The sequence below is a fragment of the Haladaptatus sp. HS23 genome, assembly GCF_056892285.1.
Genome location: NZ_JBXGLH010000002.1, coordinates 811,332 through 829,683, shown reverse-complemented (window position 1 = coordinate 829,683; position 18,352 = coordinate 811,332). Strand labels below are relative to the sequence as shown.

22 protein-coding genes are annotated in these 18,352 nt (G+C 62.5%); 13 read left to right on the top strand and 9 right to left on the bottom strand.

What is annotated here, in order from left to right; translation table 11 throughout:
- The first annotated feature begins 158 nt into the window (after positions 1-158).
- The gene (locus AC1XDK_RS10540) at positions 159-848 is read left to right on the top strand and encodes a helix-turn-helix domain-containing protein (RefSeq protein WP_483349840.1); all 690 of its coding nucleotides are present in this window, start codon (positions 159-161) and stop codon (positions 846-848) included.
- A gap of 64 nt (positions 849-912) precedes the next feature.
- A complete protein-coding gene (locus AC1XDK_RS10535) occupies positions 913-1,047 on the top strand; it encodes a hypothetical protein (RefSeq protein WP_483349839.1) in 135 nt (44 codons plus the stop codon).
- Positions 1,048-1,272: 225 nt separating this feature from the next.
- On the opposite strand, the gene engB is transcribed toward AC1XDK_RS10535, so the two are convergent.
- Entirely contained in the window at positions 1,273-1,893 is a 621-nt protein-coding gene (gene engB, locus AC1XDK_RS10530) for a GTP-binding protein EngB (RefSeq protein ID WP_483349838.1), read from the bottom strand.
- Positions 1,894-2,048: 155 nt separating this feature from the next.
- Between engB and AC1XDK_RS10525 the strand changes: the two genes are divergently transcribed.
- Both AC1XDK_RS10525 and AC1XDK_RS10520 read left to right on the top strand, forming a co-directional pair.
- The gene (locus tag AC1XDK_RS10525; protein ID WP_483349837.1) at positions 2,049-3,377 is read left to right on the top strand and encodes a TIGR00341 family protein; all 1,329 of its coding nucleotides are present in this window, start codon (positions 2,049-2,051) and stop codon (positions 3,375-3,377) included.
- Positions 3,378-3,409: 32 nt separating this feature from the next.
- Positions 3,410-4,705, top strand: a complete 1,296-nt coding sequence (locus tag AC1XDK_RS10520; RefSeq protein ID WP_483349836.1) for a TIGR00341 family protein — start codon at positions 3,410-3,412, stop codon at positions 4,703-4,705.
- On the opposite strand, the gene AC1XDK_RS10515 is transcribed toward AC1XDK_RS10520, so the two are convergent.
- The gene (locus AC1XDK_RS10515) at positions 4,675-5,634 is read right to left on the bottom strand and encodes an NOG1 family protein (RefSeq protein ID WP_483349835.1); all 960 of its coding nucleotides are present in this window, start codon (positions 5,632-5,634) and stop codon (positions 4,675-4,677) included. The two genes, AC1XDK_RS10520 and AC1XDK_RS10515, sit on opposite strands and share 31 nt — an antisense overlap.
- 101 nt (positions 5,635-5,735) lie before the next feature.
- Here AC1XDK_RS10515 and AC1XDK_RS10510 point away from each other — a divergent pair, with 101 nt between their 5' ends.
- From AC1XDK_RS10510 to AC1XDK_RS10500, 3 genes are all read left to right on the top strand, one after another.
- Entirely contained in the window at positions 5,736-6,101 is a 366-nt protein-coding gene (locus AC1XDK_RS10510) for a DUF5518 domain-containing protein (RefSeq protein ID WP_231184776.1), read from the top strand.
- Between the two features lie 32 nt (positions 6,102-6,133).
- On the top strand, positions 6,134-6,448 hold the full coding sequence (locus AC1XDK_RS10505; protein WP_483349834.1) for an ASCH domain-containing protein: 315 nt from the start codon (positions 6,134-6,136) through the stop codon (positions 6,446-6,448).
- Positions 6,449-6,516: 68 nt separating this feature from the next.
- On the top strand, positions 6,517-7,383 hold the full coding sequence (locus AC1XDK_RS10500) for an ATP-grasp domain-containing protein (RefSeq protein ID WP_483349833.1): 867 nt from the start codon (positions 6,517-6,519) through the stop codon (positions 7,381-7,383).
- Here AC1XDK_RS10500 and AC1XDK_RS10495 read toward each other — a convergent pair.
- The 3 genes from AC1XDK_RS10495 to AC1XDK_RS10485 all read right to left on the bottom strand — a co-directional run bounded on the left by AC1XDK_RS10495 (position 7,370) and on the right by AC1XDK_RS10485 (position 9,733).
- Complete coding sequence (locus AC1XDK_RS10495; RefSeq protein WP_231184772.1) at positions 7,370-7,759, bottom strand: Hsp20/alpha crystallin family protein; 390 nt, start codon at positions 7,757-7,759, stop codon at positions 7,370-7,372. The genes AC1XDK_RS10500 and AC1XDK_RS10495 overlap by 14 nt on opposite strands.
- Before the next feature lie 200 nt (positions 7,760-7,959).
- Entirely contained in the window at positions 7,960-8,295 is a 336-nt protein-coding gene (locus AC1XDK_RS10490) for a hypothetical protein (RefSeq protein WP_483349832.1), read from the bottom strand.
- A 424-nt stretch (positions 8,296-8,719) separates the two neighbouring features.
- Positions 8,720-9,733 (bottom strand): type II glyceraldehyde-3-phosphate dehydrogenase, encoded by a 1,014-nt coding sequence (locus AC1XDK_RS10485; RefSeq protein ID WP_483349831.1) that lies wholly within the window; start codon positions 9,731-9,733, stop codon positions 8,720-8,722.
- A 182-nt stretch (positions 9,734-9,915) separates the two neighbouring features.
- Between AC1XDK_RS10485 and AC1XDK_RS10480 the strand changes: the two genes are divergently transcribed.
- Positions 9,916-10,866, top strand: a complete 951-nt coding sequence (locus tag AC1XDK_RS10480) for an aminopeptidase (RefSeq protein ID WP_483349830.1) — start codon at positions 9,916-9,918, stop codon at positions 10,864-10,866.
- 98 nt (positions 10,867-10,964) lie between these two features.
- Positions 10,965-11,297 (top strand): CHY zinc finger protein, encoded by a 333-nt coding sequence (locus AC1XDK_RS10475; protein WP_483349829.1) that lies wholly within the window; start codon positions 10,965-10,967, stop codon positions 11,295-11,297.
- Positions 11,298-11,299: 2 nt separating this feature from the next.
- Here the strand turns inward: AC1XDK_RS10475 and AC1XDK_RS10470 are convergent, their stop codons facing one another.
- Positions 11,300-11,668 carry a hypothetical protein gene (locus tag AC1XDK_RS10470; protein WP_483349828.1) on the bottom strand — a complete coding sequence of 123 codons (369 nt, stop codon included), beginning with the start codon at positions 11,666-11,668 and terminating at the stop codon, positions 11,300-11,302.
- A 99-nt stretch (positions 11,669-11,767) separates the two neighbouring features.
- Here AC1XDK_RS10470 and AC1XDK_RS10465 point away from each other — a divergent pair, with 99 nt between their 5' ends.
- Genes AC1XDK_RS10465 through AC1XDK_RS10455 form a run of 3 tightly spaced genes read left to right on the top strand, consistent with a single transcriptional unit; the run spans position 11,768 to position 14,174 of the window.
- On the top strand, positions 11,768-12,418 hold the full coding sequence (locus AC1XDK_RS10465) for an HVO_0476 family zinc finger protein (protein WP_483349827.1): 651 nt from the start codon (positions 11,768-11,770) through the stop codon (positions 12,416-12,418).
- 50 nt (positions 12,419-12,468) lie between these two features.
- On the top strand, positions 12,469-13,380 hold the full coding sequence (locus AC1XDK_RS10460; protein WP_483349826.1) for a class I SAM-dependent methyltransferase: 912 nt from the start codon (positions 12,469-12,471) through the stop codon (positions 13,378-13,380).
- Between the two features lie 26 nt (positions 13,381-13,406).
- Positions 13,407-14,174: a protein-L-isoaspartate O-methyltransferase family protein gene (locus AC1XDK_RS10455; protein ID WP_483349825.1), complete on the top strand. Its 768-nt coding sequence runs from the start codon at positions 13,407-13,409 to the stop codon at positions 14,172-14,174.
- Between the two features lie 22 nt (positions 14,175-14,196).
- Here AC1XDK_RS10455 and AC1XDK_RS10450 read toward each other — a convergent pair whose 3' ends face one another.
- The 3 genes from AC1XDK_RS10450 to AC1XDK_RS10440 all read right to left on the bottom strand — a co-directional run bounded on the left by AC1XDK_RS10450 (position 14,197) and on the right by AC1XDK_RS10440 (position 17,189).
- Entirely contained in the window at positions 14,197-14,862 is a 666-nt protein-coding gene (locus tag AC1XDK_RS10450) for a class I SAM-dependent methyltransferase (protein WP_483349824.1), read from the bottom strand.
- Between the two features lie 101 nt (positions 14,863-14,963).
- Positions 14,964-16,214 (bottom strand): DUF2238 domain-containing protein, encoded by a 1,251-nt coding sequence (locus AC1XDK_RS10445; protein WP_483349823.1) that lies wholly within the window; start codon positions 16,212-16,214, stop codon positions 14,964-14,966.
- Positions 16,215-16,703: 489 nt separating this feature from the next.
- The gene (locus tag AC1XDK_RS10440) at positions 16,704-17,189 is read right to left on the bottom strand and encodes a carboxypeptidase-like regulatory domain-containing protein (RefSeq protein ID WP_483349822.1); all 486 of its coding nucleotides are present in this window, start codon (positions 17,187-17,189) and stop codon (positions 16,704-16,706) included.
- Between the two features lie 76 nt (positions 17,190-17,265).
- Between AC1XDK_RS10440 and AC1XDK_RS10435 the strand changes: the two genes are divergently transcribed.
- Positions 17,266-18,324: an ATP-binding protein gene (locus AC1XDK_RS10435; RefSeq protein WP_483349821.1), complete on the top strand. Its 1,059-nt coding sequence runs from the start codon at positions 17,266-17,268 to the stop codon at positions 18,322-18,324.
- Positions 18,325-18,352: the final 28 nt, after the last annotated feature.

The window sequence follows — 18,352 nt, the reverse complement described above, 5'->3', positions numbered from 1 at the left end:
CAAGAACGACGTAATTGGAAGCATCAGCGATTCACGCTAGCTATACGCGCTTAGCCAGCATAAGGTGCGAAGTCGAGTAACTAGACAGTGCCGTCTGACACCATATGTCATCCTCATAGCCATACACTTTTGCACACATCATCCGTGTGTCACACCAGATGACCACGCCGGAGCACGCCGGACTCCGAGTCACGCTCGACATCTGGCACCCCGACTGCTGGACGCTCGAAGTCACGGACGGCAGAGCGGCGGGCCTCCTCGGCCACGGCGTCCACACAATCGACGGATTAGCGACCGGCCGGTTCACGGTCTACGGCAACACGCGCGAGGAGGTGGACGAACTCGTGGACGCGATTCGGGATTCGGACTTGACCGACTCGGTGTGGGAAACCGACCATCCGCACGCGACCGAGGGTTCGTTGGCCTTCGGGAGCGCGAGTCGCGGTATCGTCGTCCACTACGACCTCGGGAACAGCATCAACGACGCGCTGGTCTCGCGCGGGTTCATCCCCGACGAACCGGTCCGGATGTACGGCGGACGCGAATACTGGACCGTCATCGTCGAGGTGGACAAGGACGAACTCCACGACCGAATCGAGGAAGTCTGCGAGGAGATGGGTGCCGATATTCGCGTTCGCCACGTCGCAACCGCCGAAACCGGCGCGGGCGTCCTCCGCACCGACGACCTCTCGGAGCGCCAGCGCGAGGTGTTCGAACTCGCCCGCCGCCGCGGGTATTACGACTGGCCGCGGCACGTGACGGCGTCCGAACTGGCCGACGAGATTGACGTGTCCAAAACCACGCTCCTCGAACATCTGCGGAAAGCCGAGTCGAAACTGCTCGGATGAGTTTCCCCTGTTTCTCGCTAACTGAACGGACTACGTGGCGTGCGCTGGCGAGACGACGCGGCAGATGACTGGCCGCGTCGTCTCGCTGACCTGCGGCCGTGGCCCGCAGGTATCGCAGGCCAGCGGCCGAGAAACGGAATCGATTGGGGAGGGTGTGGCTGATGTGGTCGTGGTCCGCGAGCGTGGCGGGGACTTCTGAAAGACTCCGTCTTTCAACTCCCCGCTCGTTTCTCGCGGGGCTTTCGAAGTCTTCATCGGAACGATAGGGACGACACGAAAGCGGGTTCCATTCGTGACGGGGCCTTCCGAGTGACCACCATCGTTTTCCGAGTCGTCTCGTCGCTACCGAACGTTTATACGTGATACCGGGACCAAAACGGTCAGTGCCCGACGAATCGCTACGCAACCGTTCGCCGAACCCCACTTAGGAGAAGAACTTGAACAGGTCGTCGCGTTTCCCCTCGTGCAGGTGGGTCTTCACGGCCTCGTTCAGCGCGTCGATGCTTCCGCGCTTGGCGCTGATGGGGGCGATTGTGTCCTGCCACTGCTTCCACGGCGGGTGGAGTCCGAGGCGGTCACAGAGGTCGTTCAGTCGCTCGTCCTCGTCGTCCACCTTGTCCATCTTGTTCACCGCGACGACGACGGGGATTCCCATCTCGCGGAGGAAGTAGAACATCTCCACGTCGTGTGGGATTTCGTCCTCTCCGGAGTGGCGGTCGATGATGTCCACGACGCTCTTTCCGTCCACGACGAGGACGCCGACCAGTATCCCGTCGGCGTTCTCCTCGATGTACTGGACGATGTCGGTCTTTATCCGCTCGCGTCGGTCCTCCTCGACGCCGGACATGAACCCGAATCCGGGCAGGTCGGTGAGCATGAAATCATCACTCGCCCAGTCGAAGTGGTTCGGTTGACGCGTGACGCCGGGCTTGCCGCCAGTCTCGAAACTGTGGCCCGTCAACTCGCGCATGAGCGTGGATTTGCCGACGTTCGAGCGCCCGACGAAGACTACCTCTGCACCCCTGCCGGGTCGATTTTCGAACATAGTCGTTCGTTGGCGTCTCCACGCTTAACCGCCGTGGTTTCCCGCTCCGAGCGAGTACCTCGCGGCGCGCCGTCGCCCGGCGTGGTTCCCTTCCGCCGTCGAATGCCGAGCTATCGGCCCGCGATTATATCAATCTGTACGACCCATCGGACTATGTGCGACTCGTACAGGTATCTATCCCGACGGGCGAGCGGGAAACCGTCGTCGACACGCTCGAATCCGAAGGAATCGACTTCTTTCTCACCGACGAGACGGGGGGTCGGCGGTACGCAGCGATTGCGACGTTTCCGCTCCCGCAGAACGCCGTCCAGCCAGTCATCGACAAACTCCACGACGCGGGCCTGAGCGACGAGGCCCACACGGTCATCATCGACGCCGAGACGGACACGTCCCGGCAGTTCGAACAACTGGCGAAACGCTACGAGGCGGAAAACGGCGGCGACCGCATTGCACGAGACGAAATCCTGACCGAGGCGCGGGAACTGTCGCCGCGCTTTCAGACGTTCGTCTTCATGACCGTGGTGAGCGCCGTCGTCGCAACTGCGGGGTTGCTCCTCGACTCCCCGGCGGTCGTCGTGGGGTCGATGGTCATCGCGCCGTTGGTCGGCCCGGCGCTTTCGACCGGCGTGGGAACGGTTTTGGACAAAACCGACCTGTTCCGCCGTGGTGTCAAATTGCAACTCCTCGGCATGCTCACCGCCATCAGCAGCGCGACCCTCTTTGCGTTCCTCGTACGTATCCTCTACCTCTTCCCACCCAACACAGACATCACGCAGATATCACAGATAAGCGGCCGATTGACCCCGGATTTCCTCTCGCTCATCGTCGCGCTCGGCGCGGGTGCGGCGGGCGTTATCAGCCTTGCCGCGGGCGTGTCGGTCGCCCTCGTCGGCGTCATGATTGCCGCGGCACTCATCCCGCCCGCCGCCGCCGTCGGCGTCGGCATCGCGTGGGGAAAGCCGATCGTCGCTTTGAGTGCTGGAGTGCTCGTCCTCGTCAACGTCCTCTCCATCAACCTCTCGGCCATCGTGACGCTCCAGTACATGGGCTACCGGCCGAAGAGTTGGTTCAAGACCGAACGCTCCCGCGAGGAAACCATAAAGCGAATCGGCGCGCTGGTCGTCGGTATCGCCCTCCTTTCCGTGTTTCTCGGTGGGGTTACGTATTTCACCTACCAGAGTTCGCAGTTCGAGGAGGGGGCGGACGCGGCGGTCACCCACGTCTTCGAACAGTCCCAGTATCAGCGTGCAGAAAAACTCCAGATACAGGTTCAATACCGCCAGACGTTTCCCCTCGGCAAGACTGCCTACACGCAAAACCTCCCATTCCGCGAACCCCATCGAGTCGTCGTCACCGTCGGTCGGCCGAGAGACGAGCTGTATCCCCACCTCGCCGACCGCATCCACGATCGAATCGAACGACAGACCGGTCGCGCGGTCGCGGTTCAAATCCGATACGTCGAAACGGACGGCGTATCGGCCTGAACCCTTTTGCCCAGGCATGTAGTTCTCCTCCCGTGCGTCTGATACACGTCTTCATTCCCGAGGAGCAACAGGACACTGTCCTCGGGGTACTCGAGGACCGCGACATCGATTACGTCGTCACCGCTGCGTCGAGTGTCGCCGACGGCGGTCTGCTGGTCGAGTTTCCACTTCCAACCGACGCCGTCAACGACGTCCTCGACGGACTACGTGAGGCCGGGTTGGAGGAGGAGTCATACATCGTCGTAGGTGCAGCTGAGACGGCCGAAACCGGGACAATGGAACTGCTGGAGGACAGATACGCGAGCGACTTTTCGCCGCTCGCCGCCTCCGAACTCCGGTCGAAGTCGCGGGACCTGTCACACGACCTGTACTCGTACGTTGCCTTGGTCGTCCTCTCCGCGGTTATCGCCGCCGGCGGATTGCTCGTCGATTCGCCCGCAATCATCGTGGGGTCGATGGTCATCGCGCCGCTGGTCGGCCCGGTTCTCACGACCAGTGTCGGTGCCGTCATCGGTGACAAACGGATGCTTACCGACAGCATTCGCTTCCAAGTCATCGGTCTCGTCGCCGCCACCGGTACGGCGGCCCTGTTCAGTTTCGCTCTCCGTTTCACCGGTTTCGTTCCGACCGCACTCTCGCTCTCCTCGATAGAACTGGTGAGCGTTCGCCTCGCACCGACGCTCGTCACGGTTGCCGTCGGTCTGGCGGCGGGGTCCGCCTCCATCTTCGCGCTCACGACGAAGGGTCCCACGGCGCTCGTCGGTGTCATGATTGCCGCTGCCCTCCTCCCGGCGGCCGCCGTCGTCGGTATCGCTCTCGTTTGGGGGAAACTCGTCGTCGCGTTCGGTGCGGCCGTCTTGCTCACTGTAACCGTCGTACTCATCAACGTCGCCGCTATCGTCACGCTCGGCTATCTCGGCTATCGGTCCGACGAAAACCAGCTTTCGAAGCCGTCGAACGGTGTACGGGTCGCCGAACTGGTCGTGTTGCTCCTCGTCGTCGGTGGCGTCCTTTTCGGAACCTCCGTTCAACTCTCGTTCGAGCGCGGAGCGGCCAGCGCGGTCGATGACGTGCTCCAGCGCCCGGTCTACGACGCGCTCGACGCGGTGGCGGTACGAACCAGCTACGATGCGCTTTCGGAGTCCCGGACGGTCACCGTGACTGTGAGTCGAACGTCGAACCGGTCGTACCCCCGTCTCGCACGGGAAATCCAAGGACGAATTACGGAACGAACGGGGCGCTCGCCCGAAGTTCGCGTTCGGTATCAGGATTATCAGGTCGTCGAATCGGGGTCCAGTTATCCGTCGAACGGCAGTTCGGGTTCGTAGCCGATCGCTTCGACGGCCGCATCGAGCGTCCCCGTGACGTTCTCGTCTTCCTCGATACTCATGTACTCGTCCGCTTCCACGTCGGTCGAGAGGTCGGATTTGTTACACACGGTGAGGACGGGCACGTCGTCGAACTCCGCTTCGATCGAATCGCGCAGTTCGAGTTGCGCGTCGAGCGGATAACCACAGTAGGCGCTCGGGTCGACGAAGAACAGGATGCAGTCGGCGAGGTGCGTGAGCGCCGACACCGCCTGTGATTCGATGGCGTTTCGCTCGTCCGCGGGTCGGTCGAGGAGCCCCGGCGTATCCACGATTTGGTAGCGGATGTGGTCGCGCTCGAAGTGACCGACGTGAATCCCCTTCGTAGTGAAGGGATACTCCGCGATTTCGTTGCGGGCGTTGGTTATCGTGTTGACGAACGACGACTTTCCGACGTTGGGATAGCCGGCGACGACCACTGTCGGGTCGGCGGGGTCGATGTCCGGGAGGTCCCGGAGGTCGTTGCGTGCCGCGTTGATACGGTCGAGGTCGTCTTCGACTTCCTCCACGATGGACGCGAGGCGGGCGAACCCCTGCTTTCGCACCTTGCGGGCGTAGTTGATGTCGCCTCGGAGTTTTCCTTGGTACTCGCGGCCGATGTCCTTCGTCTTGCGGGAGGCCCATTGGATTTCGGACAGGCTCTTTCGGACCTCGTCGACGTTCACGACGGCGTCGGCCAGTTCGTAGTAGAACGGGTCCACTTCCTCGAAGTCCGGCCACGCGGTGACGACGTTCTGCAAGTTGTCTGAAAGGATGTTCGAGGCGGTTTGGAGCATGGACTGTTGGGCCTGAATGCCGCTTTTGGCCCGGCCGGCCCGTGTTGCCCGCGAGAACGCCTTGTCGATGAGTTCCTCCGACGTGGGCGTTGTCGGTAGGGTCTCGAAAATCATGGAGATTCGTATGCCCTCCCTCCTTAAAAGGGCGTTCATACCGTCGTGCGAGCGGATTCCGGCGAGAGACTTTTGTTTTCCGACTACCAACGTATTTACTCATGACTAACTGGTACGCGGTTTTCGTCGGGTTCGTCGTCTCCGTCCTCGCCGGTATCGTGGCGTTCGCCCTCCCCGGAATCGGACACGTCGCCGCGGGACTCGCCGGTGGCTTCGCCGCGGGATACGTGGCGGGTGGCGGGCTGGGAAGCGGTTTCTGGCACGGCCTGCTCGCCGGGTCCATCGGCGGCGTCGTCGTCGCCCTGTTTCTCGGACTGGGCGGCACCATCATCGGCGGACTCGCGGGCGGCCCCGTCGGGTCGCTGTTCGGCGGCCTCGGCCTGTTCCTCGTGGCCGTCTTCGTCGCCCTCGTTCTGGCACTCGATAGCGCCATCGGCGGTGCCATCGGTGGCGTGCTGAAAGGCTAATCGTTTTTCCGCTGGAAGCCGAACGAAGTCGTATGGGTCGAATCGACGCCGACACGGTTCTTCCGGCACCGCATATCCGACAGGCAGTCGCGGCGGGCCGCGTTTCGCAACTCCACCGCGGTAACCCGTACGCCGAGGAAGGAGACACCTTCGACATCGACGGCGAGACGTTCGAAGTCGTCGAAGTGAGCGAGCGAAAACTGGGCGACCTGACCGACGAGGACGCACAGGCCGAAGGGTCGGAGGATTTGGAGGCTTACCGCGAACGCCTCAATCACGCCCACGACGACTTCGAATGGGACGACGACGCGACGGTGTACAGACACCGATTCGAACGCGTCGAGTGAGAACGGCGGTCCGGGACGAACGGACGAGACGGGCGAACTTTTTATCGACGGATGTGAATTCACGACCGATGCTGAATCTGGCGGTCGCGTACCGAGAGGAGACGTTCGAGCGCATCCGTGACCCGCTCGAAGAACGGGGTATCAGGGTCCGTCACGTCCCGAGCGAGGCGCGGACGTTCGACCTTGCGGACCCGCCGTGGGGTCCCGAGGAGTTCGACGTCGGGTTCGTCTACCCCTCCCGGATGATGGAGGGCGGAATCGTCGATGGCCTGCTTTCGGTCCCGTGGGTGAACGACCGCGGGGCCGTCCTCACCTCGCGGAACAAAGGTGGGGCCATCGCCCGACTCGGACGGGCGGGGATTCCGGTTCCGAAGACGGTCGTCGTCTCGAACCCGGTCGACGAGGCCGAACTCGTGGACGCCTTCGAGGCGTTCGACCCGCCGGTCGTGGTGAAACCGAACTCAACCACGCGGGGAACGGGAATCGCAAAAGTGGACGATGTGGACTCGTTTCTCGGCGTGATCGACTACCTGAATCTCGTCCACGACTACCGCGCGACGGGAGACAAATCGTTCCTCGTGCAGGAGTTCCTTCCGGAGGCGGTCGATTATCGCGCCATGGTGGTCGACGGCGAGTACGCTGGCGCGGTCGAACGGCGACTCCCCGACGACGCGCTGGCCGCCGGTCGCTGGAAACACAACGTCCACCGCGGTGCCGAGGCGCGCGGCGTCCGCCTATCCGAGGAGTGCAGGGACATCGCGGAACGGACGGCCGAAACGCTCGGGATTCCGTTCTGTGGCGTGGACCTCCTCGCTGTCGGCGACCGGGTGTTCGTCAACGAGACGAACGCGCGACCGACGATAGACGTGGAAACGAAGTACGAAAATGGGTTGTACGACCGCCTTGCCGAACTCGTCCGGTCTACTCGACGCTGATGTTCGCGGATTCGTCGGTCTTCTCGAACGTGACTTCGAGGACGCCGTTGTTGTAGGTCGCTTTCGCGGAACTCTCGTCCACGCGCGCCGGGAGCGTGATGCGCTCGTCGTACTCGCGGTGGTCGCTCGCGGCGCTGATGGTCATCGACTCGCCGTCGCATTTGAGGTCGATATCGTTCTTCTCGACGCCGGGGAGGTCGGCGATGACGCGGACCAACTCGTCGTCCTCGTGGATGTCGACGTGCGTGTCGGCACCGAACCCCGTCGCGCCGGTATCGACCTGCATATCGACGTTGCCGCCCATCATGTCGTTCATCATGCGTTCTATCTCCCGAAAGAGGTCGTCGAAGGGATCGTCGCGGTCGTCTCGTCGCATACCTGAGGCTAAGCCCTTCCCGGGCAAAAGGTTTTGGACAGGCGTCAACCGTGCCGTTTCCGGTGGCTCGAAAACGGAATCTGTCGGAAAACGGTACTTCGGGAATCTCGCCGGAAGAACCGCGGACGATATCGAGATGTCGCTACTCGATGGGGTGATTCGTACGAAAAAATTACCTCACCATCAGTTTACGAGTCTACTTAGTCTTCCCACTCTTGCTCGTTTTCGTTTTCGGCGCTCGACCACGCGCTCTGCGAGTTATCGTTGCTCTGGTAGCTGGCCTGAATCGCGTACGCGTCGCCCGATTCGGCTTCGCCGCTACCGAGGTTGCCCGCGGCCGAAACCGCGTAGTTGTCGTCCTGGTGGTTAAAGTTGCCTTGTGCGACGTATTGATCTTGGTCGACGTGCGAACTCGCCCACTGGAAGTTCTCCTGCGAGTCGCCGCCTCTGTCTGCCGCCGCGTTACCTGCGAATCCGACCGCGAACATGCTACCCACGATGGTCATCGCGAGCAGGATCTTAAGTGCCTTTCTCATGATTTTCTCTCCGGGCGGGAGAGACCGTTGCTGGACACCACCGTGCTGGTGCTGTCCGCCCCACCCAGTGCGCACCATCGGGGGAGTGGTAAATGAACGCCGAGTATCGTTGAGTCTGTTCGCAGCATTTGCAAACGATTGAATGTGTGGCTAATCACCAGTAACGAAGAAAATCGCGGTCGTGAGGCCTCCTTCCTGATTGAGCCGGACTGACGTAACCCATCTTGACTCGTTCGTGAACGGTGGAATCGCTCGATACGGCGCGGAAATTTCGAGCGAACCTGGTTACTGATAACAATTGTCACGAAGTTTGCCGTGGCATACTGGCCACTCGTGCCGACTATATCGTCGTTACTCGACCATCTGTACGAGTCCCGTCGGCGTCTCCTCCGGAGAAAGAGAACCCCAACCGCAAAATAGAGGGTTAGAAGCCGATACCGAGCGCGTCGTTCGTCATCGCGATGCTCTCTTCCGCATCGGCGGCGTTCGTCACCGCACGGATGGCGTCCACGTTCTCGGGAATCACGTCGCTCTCCTGGTGGATGGCTTGGAAGAGGTAGAGGTCGTTTCCTTCCATCGAGACCGATTCGCCCCACACGCAGTTCTCCCAGAAGTCCCCGCGCGGACGGCCCCTGTCCATGGCGAACTCCTTCAGTTTGCCCGCACCGTCGATGTTCATGTGTTCCGAAATCACGAACAGGCGCGACTGGCTTTCGAGCAGTTCGCGGACTTCCTCGGCGTCCGGTTCGGCTTCGAGCGAGACGTTGATGCTGTGCATGTGCATCAGCGTCGCCGGGACCTTCAGTCCGAGCGTGTCGATGGCGAGGTCCGGGAAGATGGTCTTCACGTCCGGGCCGTGGTGTGACGGCAGCGACACCGGGTTCGGCACGATGTCGTTGATGGGACCGCGACCCGTCTGGGCCGGGTCGCCGCCGCGACGGACGAGGGTGGCACGAACCTTCTCGACGCCGTACTCCTCGCGCAACGGCGCGACGAGTCGCGAGAGTCCCGTGGTGTTACACGAGACGACGCGGACGTGTTGTGCGCCGACCGATTCGTCGTAGTTTGCACGCGCGTTGAAACTCGCATCACCGACGTTCGCGTCCTCGCCACCCTGATACAGCGCGGGCGTGTTGTACTCGTCGTACAGCGATTTGTTGTCCTCGCCGATGCCGGACGGGCAGGCGTCCACGACCACGTCGGCCGCCTCGACCAGTTCTTCGACCATCCCCGCTAATTCGATTCCGGCGTCGTCGAACTGTCCCGCGCGCTCTTCGATGGCGGCGTACAGTGGATAACCGTTCTCGACGGCCGCTTCGGCCTCGAAGTTGGGCCGGGTTTTTGCGACACCGACGACTTCCATGTCCGGTTGCGCCCGGACGGCGTCAGCGACTCGTTTCCCGATAGTCCCGTACCCGTTAATGCCGACCTGTAGCATGTACACCTGCGGGTCCAACCCCTGCCATTAAAACGGTTTCGAGCGACGGGAGGAGAAAACAACTCGGTAGCGAGTAATTCGCAGGTTTTCGGGAGAATTCGCACCTCGACGAACCGGGATTTTCGGCCCCCGTTCGCACCGAAAGGGAACACATAACCGCTCCGGAACGCAACCGCCCAACCATGAGCATGGACGACGCCGCGAAGACGGCCGTCGAGCAGTGTATGGCACTCGAAGCCGACGAATCGTGTGCGATAATCACTGACGACAAGCGCTGGGACATCGGCAAGGCGCTGTACGACACCGCCAGCGAGATAACCGACGACGCCACCATCACGTGCTATCCGGTCGGGAACCAGCACGGAGAGGAACCGCCCGCCCCCGTGACCGCCGCGATGGCCGCCGCCGACGTCGTTCTCGCCCCGACCACGAAGAGCCTCAGCCACACCCGCGCCCGTGGAAACGCGAACGAGGAGGGCGCGCGAATCGCGACCCTTCCCGGCATCACCAAGGAAGTGCTGGTCACCGGCCTCACCGCCGACTACGAGACCATCGACCAGCACTGCAAGGACGTGCTCGAACAGGTCGAGGGTGCCGAGGAAATCCGCGTCACGACCGAGGCGGGTACCGACATCACCTTCGAACCGGGCGACCGCGAATGGTTCGACGACACCGGCCTCTGTCACGACCCCGGCGATTTCACCAACCTCCCCGCGGGCGAGGTGTTCGTCAGCCCCGAGAACGTGAACGGCCGCTACGTCGTGGACGGCACCATGCGCCCCCACGGCCTCCTCGACGACGGCCAGACCCTCGAATTCGAGGTCGAAGACGGCTACGTCACCGAAATCAGCGACGACGAAATCCGCGAGCAGGTCGAGACGGCGGCCGAGGAAGTCGGGCAGGACGCCTACAACCTCGCCGAACTCGGCATCGGAACGAACGTCGCCGTCTCCGAACTCGTCGGTTCCGTCCTCCTCGACGAGAAGGCGGGCGGCACGGTCCACATCGCCATCGGCGACGACGCGGGTATCGGCGGCGACACGGACGCCCCGCTTCACTTGGACGGTATCATTCGGGACCCGACCGTCTACGCTGATGGGGAGGTCGTAGACCTCCCGTCGGTCGAGCGGTGAAATCGCCGAGCGTTGCTCGGCAGTCAGCCAGACTCCGTCTGGCGAAATCGAGAGACGTCGAGGAAGTCAAACTGCCACGGTCCGCCACCAATCAGAAAATGCAAACCATCCACGGAACCGACGTCCACGGCGTCGATGTTGACGCCGAAACGCGCTGTGCCCACTACCGCACCGAGCGGGACGTAATCGCCATTCGGTTTCCGTGTTGTGACGAATACTATCCCTGTTTTCGATGCCACGACGCGGTTGCCGACCATCCGCGGGAGACGTGGCCCGAGGGCGAACGGGACAAAAAGGCGGTGCTGTGCGGCGTCTGCGGCATGGAACTGACGATTACGGCGTATTTAGCGTGTGATTCGCGGTGTCCCGAGTGCGACACGGAGTTCAACCCGGGGTGTGCGAATCACTACCATCTGTATTTCGACGGGTGAGTTCAGTCGGCTTTCAATGGGAGTATTTCCACGGCGCTATCTCCACTGACGTATATCTCGGCGGATGCCGCATCCCAGAACGGACCGCCCCCCTTTCGAAAGCCACCGACCATTTCGACGAGTACGCTGTTGGTCGGGTCGATTTCGGCGACTTGAACTCGATTTTCGGCGGCAATCTCTATCGTCTTTCGCCCCTTCTCACCCTCGTGGTCGCGCCAGATGGCGGTGACGGTGTGGTTTTTCCCGTCGTAATTCGTGACGAATAGGGGAATCGGGAAATCCTTTTTCCGTCCGATGATTCCGCTACAACCAGCAACACCCAACGAGAGCGCAACGGCACTGATTTTGCCGGCGAACGTCCGTCGCTTCATTTCGACTTCACGGCGTCGTTCACTTGGTATGAGCTTTCTGTTCACCGCGGTCTCGCTCAACTCCACGCACTTTTACGCCCCGAGTTCCTACACCGCTCCATGAGCGATACAGCGGAACGTGTGGCAGTCGTCTGCCCTTCCTGTTCCCCCGATTTGGAGACGGTTCACGAGGTCCTCAAACCGGGCGGACAGGCGACGGTACGATGTACGGAATGCGACCACGTCCACAAGACGAAAATAGAGGAGGAGAAGACCGAGGAGATAGACGTCGTCGTCTCCCAGGACGGCGAGTCGTTTTCCGCCAAGGCTGACGTGCCGGTGGAAGAGACCCTGGCCGTCGGCGAGGAGTTCGTCCTCGAAACCGACGAGGCCATCTTCGTCGTCAGGATTACGAGCCTCGAACAGGACGGCGACCGCAGGGTCGAGGAGTCGCTGGCTCCCGACGTGGAGACCATCTGGACGCGCGCCGTGGACAACGTCAGCGTCAACGTCACGATTCACCCCAACGACGGCCGCCGGGACAACTCCCGCGGGGTCAAAGTGAGCATCCCCGGCGACTACGAGTTCGTCGTCGGCGAAACCGAGGAACTGGCGAACGAGGAGTTCACCATCGACGGCATCCTCGTCACGGACGACGCGTCCGGCTACGACCACGACCGACTGGACTTCGACGGGGACGCCGTCCTCGCCAAGGACGTGAAGCGAATCTACGCCGAGGACGAGGGTTCGACGGCGTGGTCGGCGTGGTAGGCCGACCGTCCTGCACGTAGCTTTTTTCGCCTCGCGGTCGACGGTTCGGTATGGACTACCGCGAACTCTGTTTGTTGTGGGCCGCCCGGAAGACGGGTATCGTCGACGCCGTCATGTTTCACGCCGGAACGCCCGAGGAGGTCGCCGCCGAAACCGACGTTACCGAGCGTTCAGCCCGAATCACGCTCTCCGCGATGGCCGAGTTGGGGTATCTCGAAACGGTCGATGGCGAGTACGAGGCGACCAACCGTGCACTCGGTCTGTTCGCCAAAACTGACGTGCGGTCCATCGGAACGGTCCCGCATCAGATGGACTGTCTCGACCGCTGGTTTTCGCTCCCCGAGACGATGCGAACCGGGACTCCTCCCGAACACTCCGATTCGTGGACGACGAACTTCATGGGCGCGATGGCGACGGTCGATGAGACGACGGTTCGTTCCGCCGTGACCGAAGCGGTCCACGAACACCCGGAGGCGGAACGCGTCCTCGACATCGGCGGCGGTCCCGGGAGCTTCTCCACCGAGTTCGCCCGCCGCGGCTACGAGGTGACGCTGCTGGACCAACCGGACGTCATCGACATCGACCGGACGTCCCTCGAACGCGAACCCGTCACGCTCGTCTCCGGCGACGCGACCGACGACCTTCCGGCCGGGTTCGACCTCGCGTTCTGTGCGCGGGTCGCACACGCCCTCGGCCCGGAGAAAAACCGCGAACTCGTGGCGAACGTCTACGACGCGCTCGACCCCGGCGGTGCCGCGGTTTTCATCGACCATGTTCGAGGACGCACCGACGGCGCGGCGATGTTCGGCGCACACATGCTCGCTGTAACCGAAAACGGCGATACCTACACCGCCGACCAGTTCCGCGAGTGGTTCGACGACGCCGGTTTCGAGACGTTCGAAATCCGGGACGTTCCGGGCACGAATCAGCAAGCAATCGTTGGACACAGGCCGCGTCATTGAAGAACGTCGGTACCCAAGCCAAATCCATGGAACCGGCGGCGCTGCGCGACGATATGGTCGCCAGCCTCGAACACGAACTGAAGGGAGGACTCGTCAGAAGCGAGGCCATCAGCCTCGCGCTTCGGACGGTCCCCCGTCACGAATTCGTCCCCCTCGAAGCCAGCGACGGTGCCTACTCGGACCAGTCGTTCGACCACCGAGGGACGCGGATTCTGCCCCCGAGTACCGTCGCCCGACTGCTGGAAGCCCTCAACGTCCGCGAGACGGACTCCGTCCTCGTCGTCGGTGCCGGTGTCGGGTACACGTCGGCAGTGCTGGCCGAAATCGTCGGCGAGGAGAACGTCCACGCGGTCGATATCACGCGGACCATCGTCTACGAAGCCCGGCAAAACCTCTCTTCTGCGGGCTACGGTGGCGTCTTCGTGGACTGCCGCGACGGTGCCGACGGCCTGCCGGAGTACGCGCCGTTCGACCGTGTCCTCGTGGAAGCGGCGGCCATCGAACCACCGCGGACCCTCGTCGAACAGTTGACGTCGGACGGTCGATTGGTCATCCCCCTCGGTGGCGGGGCACAGAAGTTGGCCGCCGTCGAACGCACGGCCGACGGAGCCCCCGAAATCGAACGGGAGTTCGGCACGCTTTCGCTCGCACCGCTCCTCGTGGACGGCGAGCAGTCGGACACCATCGAACGCAACCGCACCGACCGCGAGGACCGCGAGTTCGCCGAACGCCACGCCCAAACCCGCCGTGGATGGGAACACGAGTGGATAGATTGGGACGGCTACGGGTTGTAATACGTCGCGGGACTATCCTACCCTACTCCCGCTCCTCGCCCTCGGCGCGGTGAACGACCGTCAGCCACGCTTCGACGCTATCGCCGTTCGATGGGGTTACCTCGTCGTGCCCAGCGTTGACTTCGAAGCGAGCAGGGTCGATGGTTTCGACCGTCCAGACATCGGAAAACGCCCTTCGAAGCTCCGCTTCGCTGATTCGGCGTGGACCCCACTCACCCGGCTCTCGGTCGCTAAAGCACAGGACGACGACGCGTCCGTTCGGCTCGACGACGCGTCCGTTCGGCTCGACGACGCGTTCCAACGACGAAACGTACGTTCGTCGGGTTTCGTCGTCGAAGACGTGAAACAGGCCGCAGTCGAGGACGACTCCGAACTCCTCGTCGAGGTCCGAAAGCGAAAGCGCGTCCTGCACTCGAAAGCCGATTTCTCCCGCCACGTCTCGGGTTTCCGCCTTCTCTCTCGCCTTCGCGATGGCTCTGGGGGACGCATCGATGCCGAGAACCGAGTAGCCGCGGTCGGCGAGGAAGAGCGAGTTTTCGCCCGTTCCACAGCCGAGGTCGAGGATCGGTCCCTCGAACGATTCCCCGTCCGTTTCGAACAGGGAACGGATGGCCGACTGGGGGCGGCCGATGTCCCACGGCGGCGTTCCGGCGTACGCATCGTCGAATCCGTCTTCGGGAGAACTCATCATCGGAATCGACGGACGGGACTCCCATAGGTTTCTAGGCCGGGATTCTGGTCCCGAACTCGACGGTGCGCTGTTTCGACCACTCGGAAGCCGGACTTTCGTCACTCCGTTCCGGTGTCCAACCGTGCAGCAACCGCATCGGAGACGGTGGACAGGTGTGTCGCCCCCCACACTGCGACGATAACTCCGCCGACGCTGTCGAACACCAAGTCGAGCATCGTGTTTTCGAGCGAGTACTGGGACAGGACGCTCGCCGTTCCCATCGTCGTCGCGAGTCCATCGAGGCTGAACTCCAACAGCTCCCAGAGGACGCCGAACGCGAGCGTGAACAGCAGGATGAACAGTACCATGAACTTTTTCGGGAGGTAGACGGAGTCCGCGTGGATGTCGAGCGCTCGAACAGTCGTGTACCCCGCCGCGGCGACGAGCGACGACGAGAGGGTGTGGGTCAGTTGGTCCCACAATCCGACCGATTGGTATAGCCCAACGGTTCCGATAGCGTGCAGAAAGACCGGGATGACTATCCAAAGCGTCAGTCCTGTGTCGATTGGTAAGCGATAATCCCGTTCGAGTACCGCCGGTAACTCCGTCAGCGCGAGCGCGACTGCCGTGTTGACTATGATACCGATGTTTGCTTGATACACGCCGAACGCAAGCACGCCGACGAGAACCGCCTGAAGCGCTCGTACCAGACGCTGTTGCTGCCGATCCGAGAGCCTCCCTTCGGACGATTTCACGGCCGTCATCTCATCCGACTCGTGTCGCTTGCCGCCGTCCCGGAAACCGAACCGCCGCGGGTCGATGCGTTGGAAGTATGCGGCAAACAGGATTCCGGCCCCGATTCCGACCCCGGTGGCCGCGAACAGAGACCACATCACGGCACGAAGATTCTGCAGGTTATGCACGTCTGTCGTCAGGTCGACGACCCATTGGACGACTGCCCACGCACCTGCGATGGCCATGGTCGTGACGACGACGAACAGGACCGCGAACGACGGGGAGAGTTCGACCGCACTGAAGGCGTCCAACTCCACCGAGACCACGAGCGCGAGTGCCGCGACGGACAGAAACACGGCGACGGACCGAGGCAAAACTGGTCCGAACGGAACGCTCAGGATGGGAATTGCGACGAGGAGAAGGGACTCCCACGGAACCATCGCCGTCGCCCGGTGGTACGTTCCAACGGGTATCAGCACAACCGCGAGCGCGACGAGTCCGAATCCCGCCCAGAGGTAATCTCCATCGAGAACGCTGGCGAGAACGGCGACACCGACCGAAACGATGAGTATCCACGCGGCGAGCGCGTTTCGCTTTCCTCGTTCGATTCCTTCTTCGGTCGCTTCTCGGGGCATACATCTACTACACCCAGCGCTCCCTAAAAGGAGAAGGCCGCCCGGAGCAGATGTCTTTCTACGAGCGCATCGCGGTGACGGTCCGCTGCGGGACAGTTGTATCGAGAAACTCGCCCACGGCAAAAGGACGGCAACCCCGTCTCGCGGGCAAGCTCGACACCGGGAGGTGTTCGCTCGCCGACTGTGTCGAGTGCTGTCTCACTCGAACGGATACGTCGGCGGTTTCGACCGCGATTACGCGCGGACCCACGCTTTCGGGTGCGTATCTCGAAGGTGGTCATGGTACCATTTCATCGTCTCGGGATAGGACGACCCTATCATTTGCATACCGCAGTGGCGGCAACGTGCCATTGCCATTGCTGAGACGGTGGTAGAGGGGGTTGATAGCTGTTCCTATTTGAATTGTGTAGTTCTCTTGAATAGCGATTACGAGTAACAACGCCCTACCCCCTCGAAATGGCGGGAGGAACTCCGGTTCGCTTCCATTTCCTACTCGGAGACCACCAAAATTCGCGTGTTTTCTCGCTTGTCGGCAAACTCACTTCCAGCGGGTGGTTTGATGTCCACTTCGAGCGTTCCTTCCTCCTGATTCGGTCCCAGTCCGGGTCGTACGAAGAGCGTGGCTTTCCCGTTTTTCCCGGTCGTCGCCGTCCGAATATGCTCTAACGTGGCGGAATCGCCTTTCACGACGACGGTCGCTCCCGCGACCGGTTTCCCGTCCGAATCGATAACCGATATGTCGACGGACCGGTGGCCCGGTTGCACCACTTCGGGGGTCGGTTTCGCGTCCAGTTCGCTCACCGCCAACCCGTTGAGGCCGGACAACATGTTCATCATGACGCTCAGGCTGGCGACGCCGACGACGAGTGCGATGACGAGTCGAATCGGAAGCCCCTCGATGGCGCGCTCGTCCGACTGGAACAACTGGACCGTGCGGTGAGTCCGTACCCCCTCGAACCGCTGACGCATTGACATGCCCCGGAGTGGTTTCGGTTTCGAATATAAACCTTCGTCCGAGGGTTTATCCTGGAAGCCGGGACCACCACCCGACATGACGGACGTCTTGGGGAGAGCGGGCGACGGCGGCGTCTCGGGTGCGTTCGGAACCTACCGGGCACGCGACGGCAGCGCGGGTGCCGCCGTTGAAATCGATTTGGACGGTCCACACGCCACGTTGGTCGTCGGCAAGCGCGGGTACGGGAAGTCCTACACTCTCGGCGTGTTAGTCGAAGAACTCGCGACCGCCGCCGGGGTTTCTCCGGTCGTCGCCGACCCGATGGGGGCGTTTCGGACGTTCGCGGGCGTTTCGGGGTTCTCGGTCGTCGAGGAACCTCGCGTGTCGGCAAACACACTCTCGCCGCGAGCGTGGTGTGCGTTACTTGGTCTCGATCACGAGAGTTCGGCCGGGTCGCTGGTCTGGCAGGCGGCCGCGACGACGGACGCGCTCGCCGCGATGAAGGAGTACGTCAGAAACGCGGACGCCGTGCAGGCAACCCGCCGGGCGGCCCGGAACCACCTCGCGCTTGCCGATTCGTGGGATGTATTCTCTCCCGATGGGCTCACCGCGGCGGACTGTCTCTCCGGGGCGACGATACTGGACTGTTCGGGCTACGACGCCGCGCCGATGAACGCCGTCGTTCGAGCGGTCGCCGAGGACCTGTATCGCGCTCGGGTAACGGACTCGGTGGCGACGCTCCCGTGGTTGGTCGTGGACGAGGCACACGCCTTCTTCGACGGAATCGCCGCTCCGGCGCTTCGAACCGTCCTCACCCGCGGACGGCGACCGGGCGTCAGTTTCGTCGCCGCGACCCAACGCCCGGCGGCCCTACCGGCGGATGCGGTTTCACAGGCCGACATCCTCGTCGCACATCGCTTGACCTCGCGGGCCGACCGTGAGGCGCTCGCCCGTGCCCGCCCGACGTACATGCACGGGTCGTTCACCGACCGAATGCCCGAGACTCCGGGGTCGGCGCTCGTCGTGGATGACGCGACCGAAAGCGTTCACGCCGTGCAGGTTCGGACGCGGCGGGTCGAACACGGCGGTGGCAGTCCGAGCGCAACCGAACTGGCAGGTAGTACTGAACCCGACGAAATCGGGGGAGGAGAATGAATGATTCGTGTCGTTTCGAGTCCGTTAA

Bases quoted from the DNA above. Each gene is read 5' to 3' on its own strand.
- AC1XDK_RS10540 (WP_483349840.1), top strand. From the start codon at position 159: ATGACCACGCCGGAGCACGCCGGACTCCGAGTCACGCTCGACATCTGG.
- AC1XDK_RS10535 (WP_483349839.1), top strand. From the start codon at position 913: ATGACTGGCCGCGTCGTCTCGCTGACCTGCGGCCGTGGCCCGCAGGTA.
- engB (WP_483349838.1), bottom strand. From the start codon at position 1,893: ATGTTCGAAAATCGACCCGGCAGGGGTGCAGAGGTAGTCTTCGTCGGG.
- AC1XDK_RS10515 (WP_483349835.1), bottom strand. From the start codon at position 5,634: ATGATTTTCGAGACCCTACCGACAACGCCCACGTCGGAGGAACTCATC.
- AC1XDK_RS10510 (WP_231184776.1), top strand. From the start codon at position 5,736: ATGACTAACTGGTACGCGGTTTTCGTCGGGTTCGTCGTCTCCGTCCTC.
- AC1XDK_RS10505 (WP_483349834.1), top strand. From the start codon at position 6,134: ATGGGTCGAATCGACGCCGACACGGTTCTTCCGGCACCGCATATCCGA.
- AC1XDK_RS10500 (WP_483349833.1), top strand. From the start codon at position 6,517: ATGCTGAATCTGGCGGTCGCGTACCGAGAGGAGACGTTCGAGCGCATC.
- AC1XDK_RS10495 (WP_231184772.1), bottom strand. From the start codon at position 7,759: ATGCGACGAGACGACCGCGACGATCCCTTCGACGACCTCTTTCGGGAG.
- AC1XDK_RS10490 (WP_483349832.1), bottom strand. From the start codon at position 8,295: ATGAGAAAGGCACTTAAGATCCTGCTCGCGATGACCATCGTGGGTAGC.
- AC1XDK_RS10485 (WP_483349831.1), bottom strand. From the start codon at position 9,733: ATGCTACAGGTCGGCATTAACGGGTACGGGACTATCGGGAAACGAGTC.
- AC1XDK_RS10480 (WP_483349830.1), top strand. From the start codon at position 9,916: ATGAGCATGGACGACGCCGCGAAGACGGCCGTCGAGCAGTGTATGGCA.
- AC1XDK_RS10475 (WP_483349829.1), top strand. From the start codon at position 10,965: ATGCAAACCATCCACGGAACCGACGTCCACGGCGTCGATGTTGACGCC.
- AC1XDK_RS10470 (WP_483349828.1), bottom strand. From the start codon at position 11,668: ATGAAGCGACGGACGTTCGCCGGCAAAATCAGTGCCGTTGCGCTCTCG.
- AC1XDK_RS10465 (WP_483349827.1), top strand. From the start codon at position 11,768: ATGAGCGATACAGCGGAACGTGTGGCAGTCGTCTGCCCTTCCTGTTCC.
- AC1XDK_RS10460 (WP_483349826.1), top strand. From the start codon at position 12,469: ATGGACTACCGCGAACTCTGTTTGTTGTGGGCCGCCCGGAAGACGGGT.
- AC1XDK_RS10455 (WP_483349825.1), top strand. From the start codon at position 13,407: ATGGAACCGGCGGCGCTGCGCGACGATATGGTCGCCAGCCTCGAACAC.
- AC1XDK_RS10450 (WP_483349824.1), bottom strand. From the start codon at position 14,862: ATGAGTTCTCCCGAAGACGGATTCGACGATGCGTACGCCGGAACGCCG.
- AC1XDK_RS10445 (WP_483349823.1), bottom strand. From the start codon at position 16,214: ATGCCCCGAGAAGCGACCGAAGAAGGAATCGAACGAGGAAAGCGAAAC.
- AC1XDK_RS10440 (WP_483349822.1), bottom strand. From the start codon at position 17,189: ATGTCAATGCGTCAGCGGTTCGAGGGGGTACGGACTCACCGCACGGTC.
- AC1XDK_RS10435 (WP_483349821.1), top strand. From the start codon at position 17,266: ATGACGGACGTCTTGGGGAGAGCGGGCGACGGCGGCGTCTCGGGTGCG.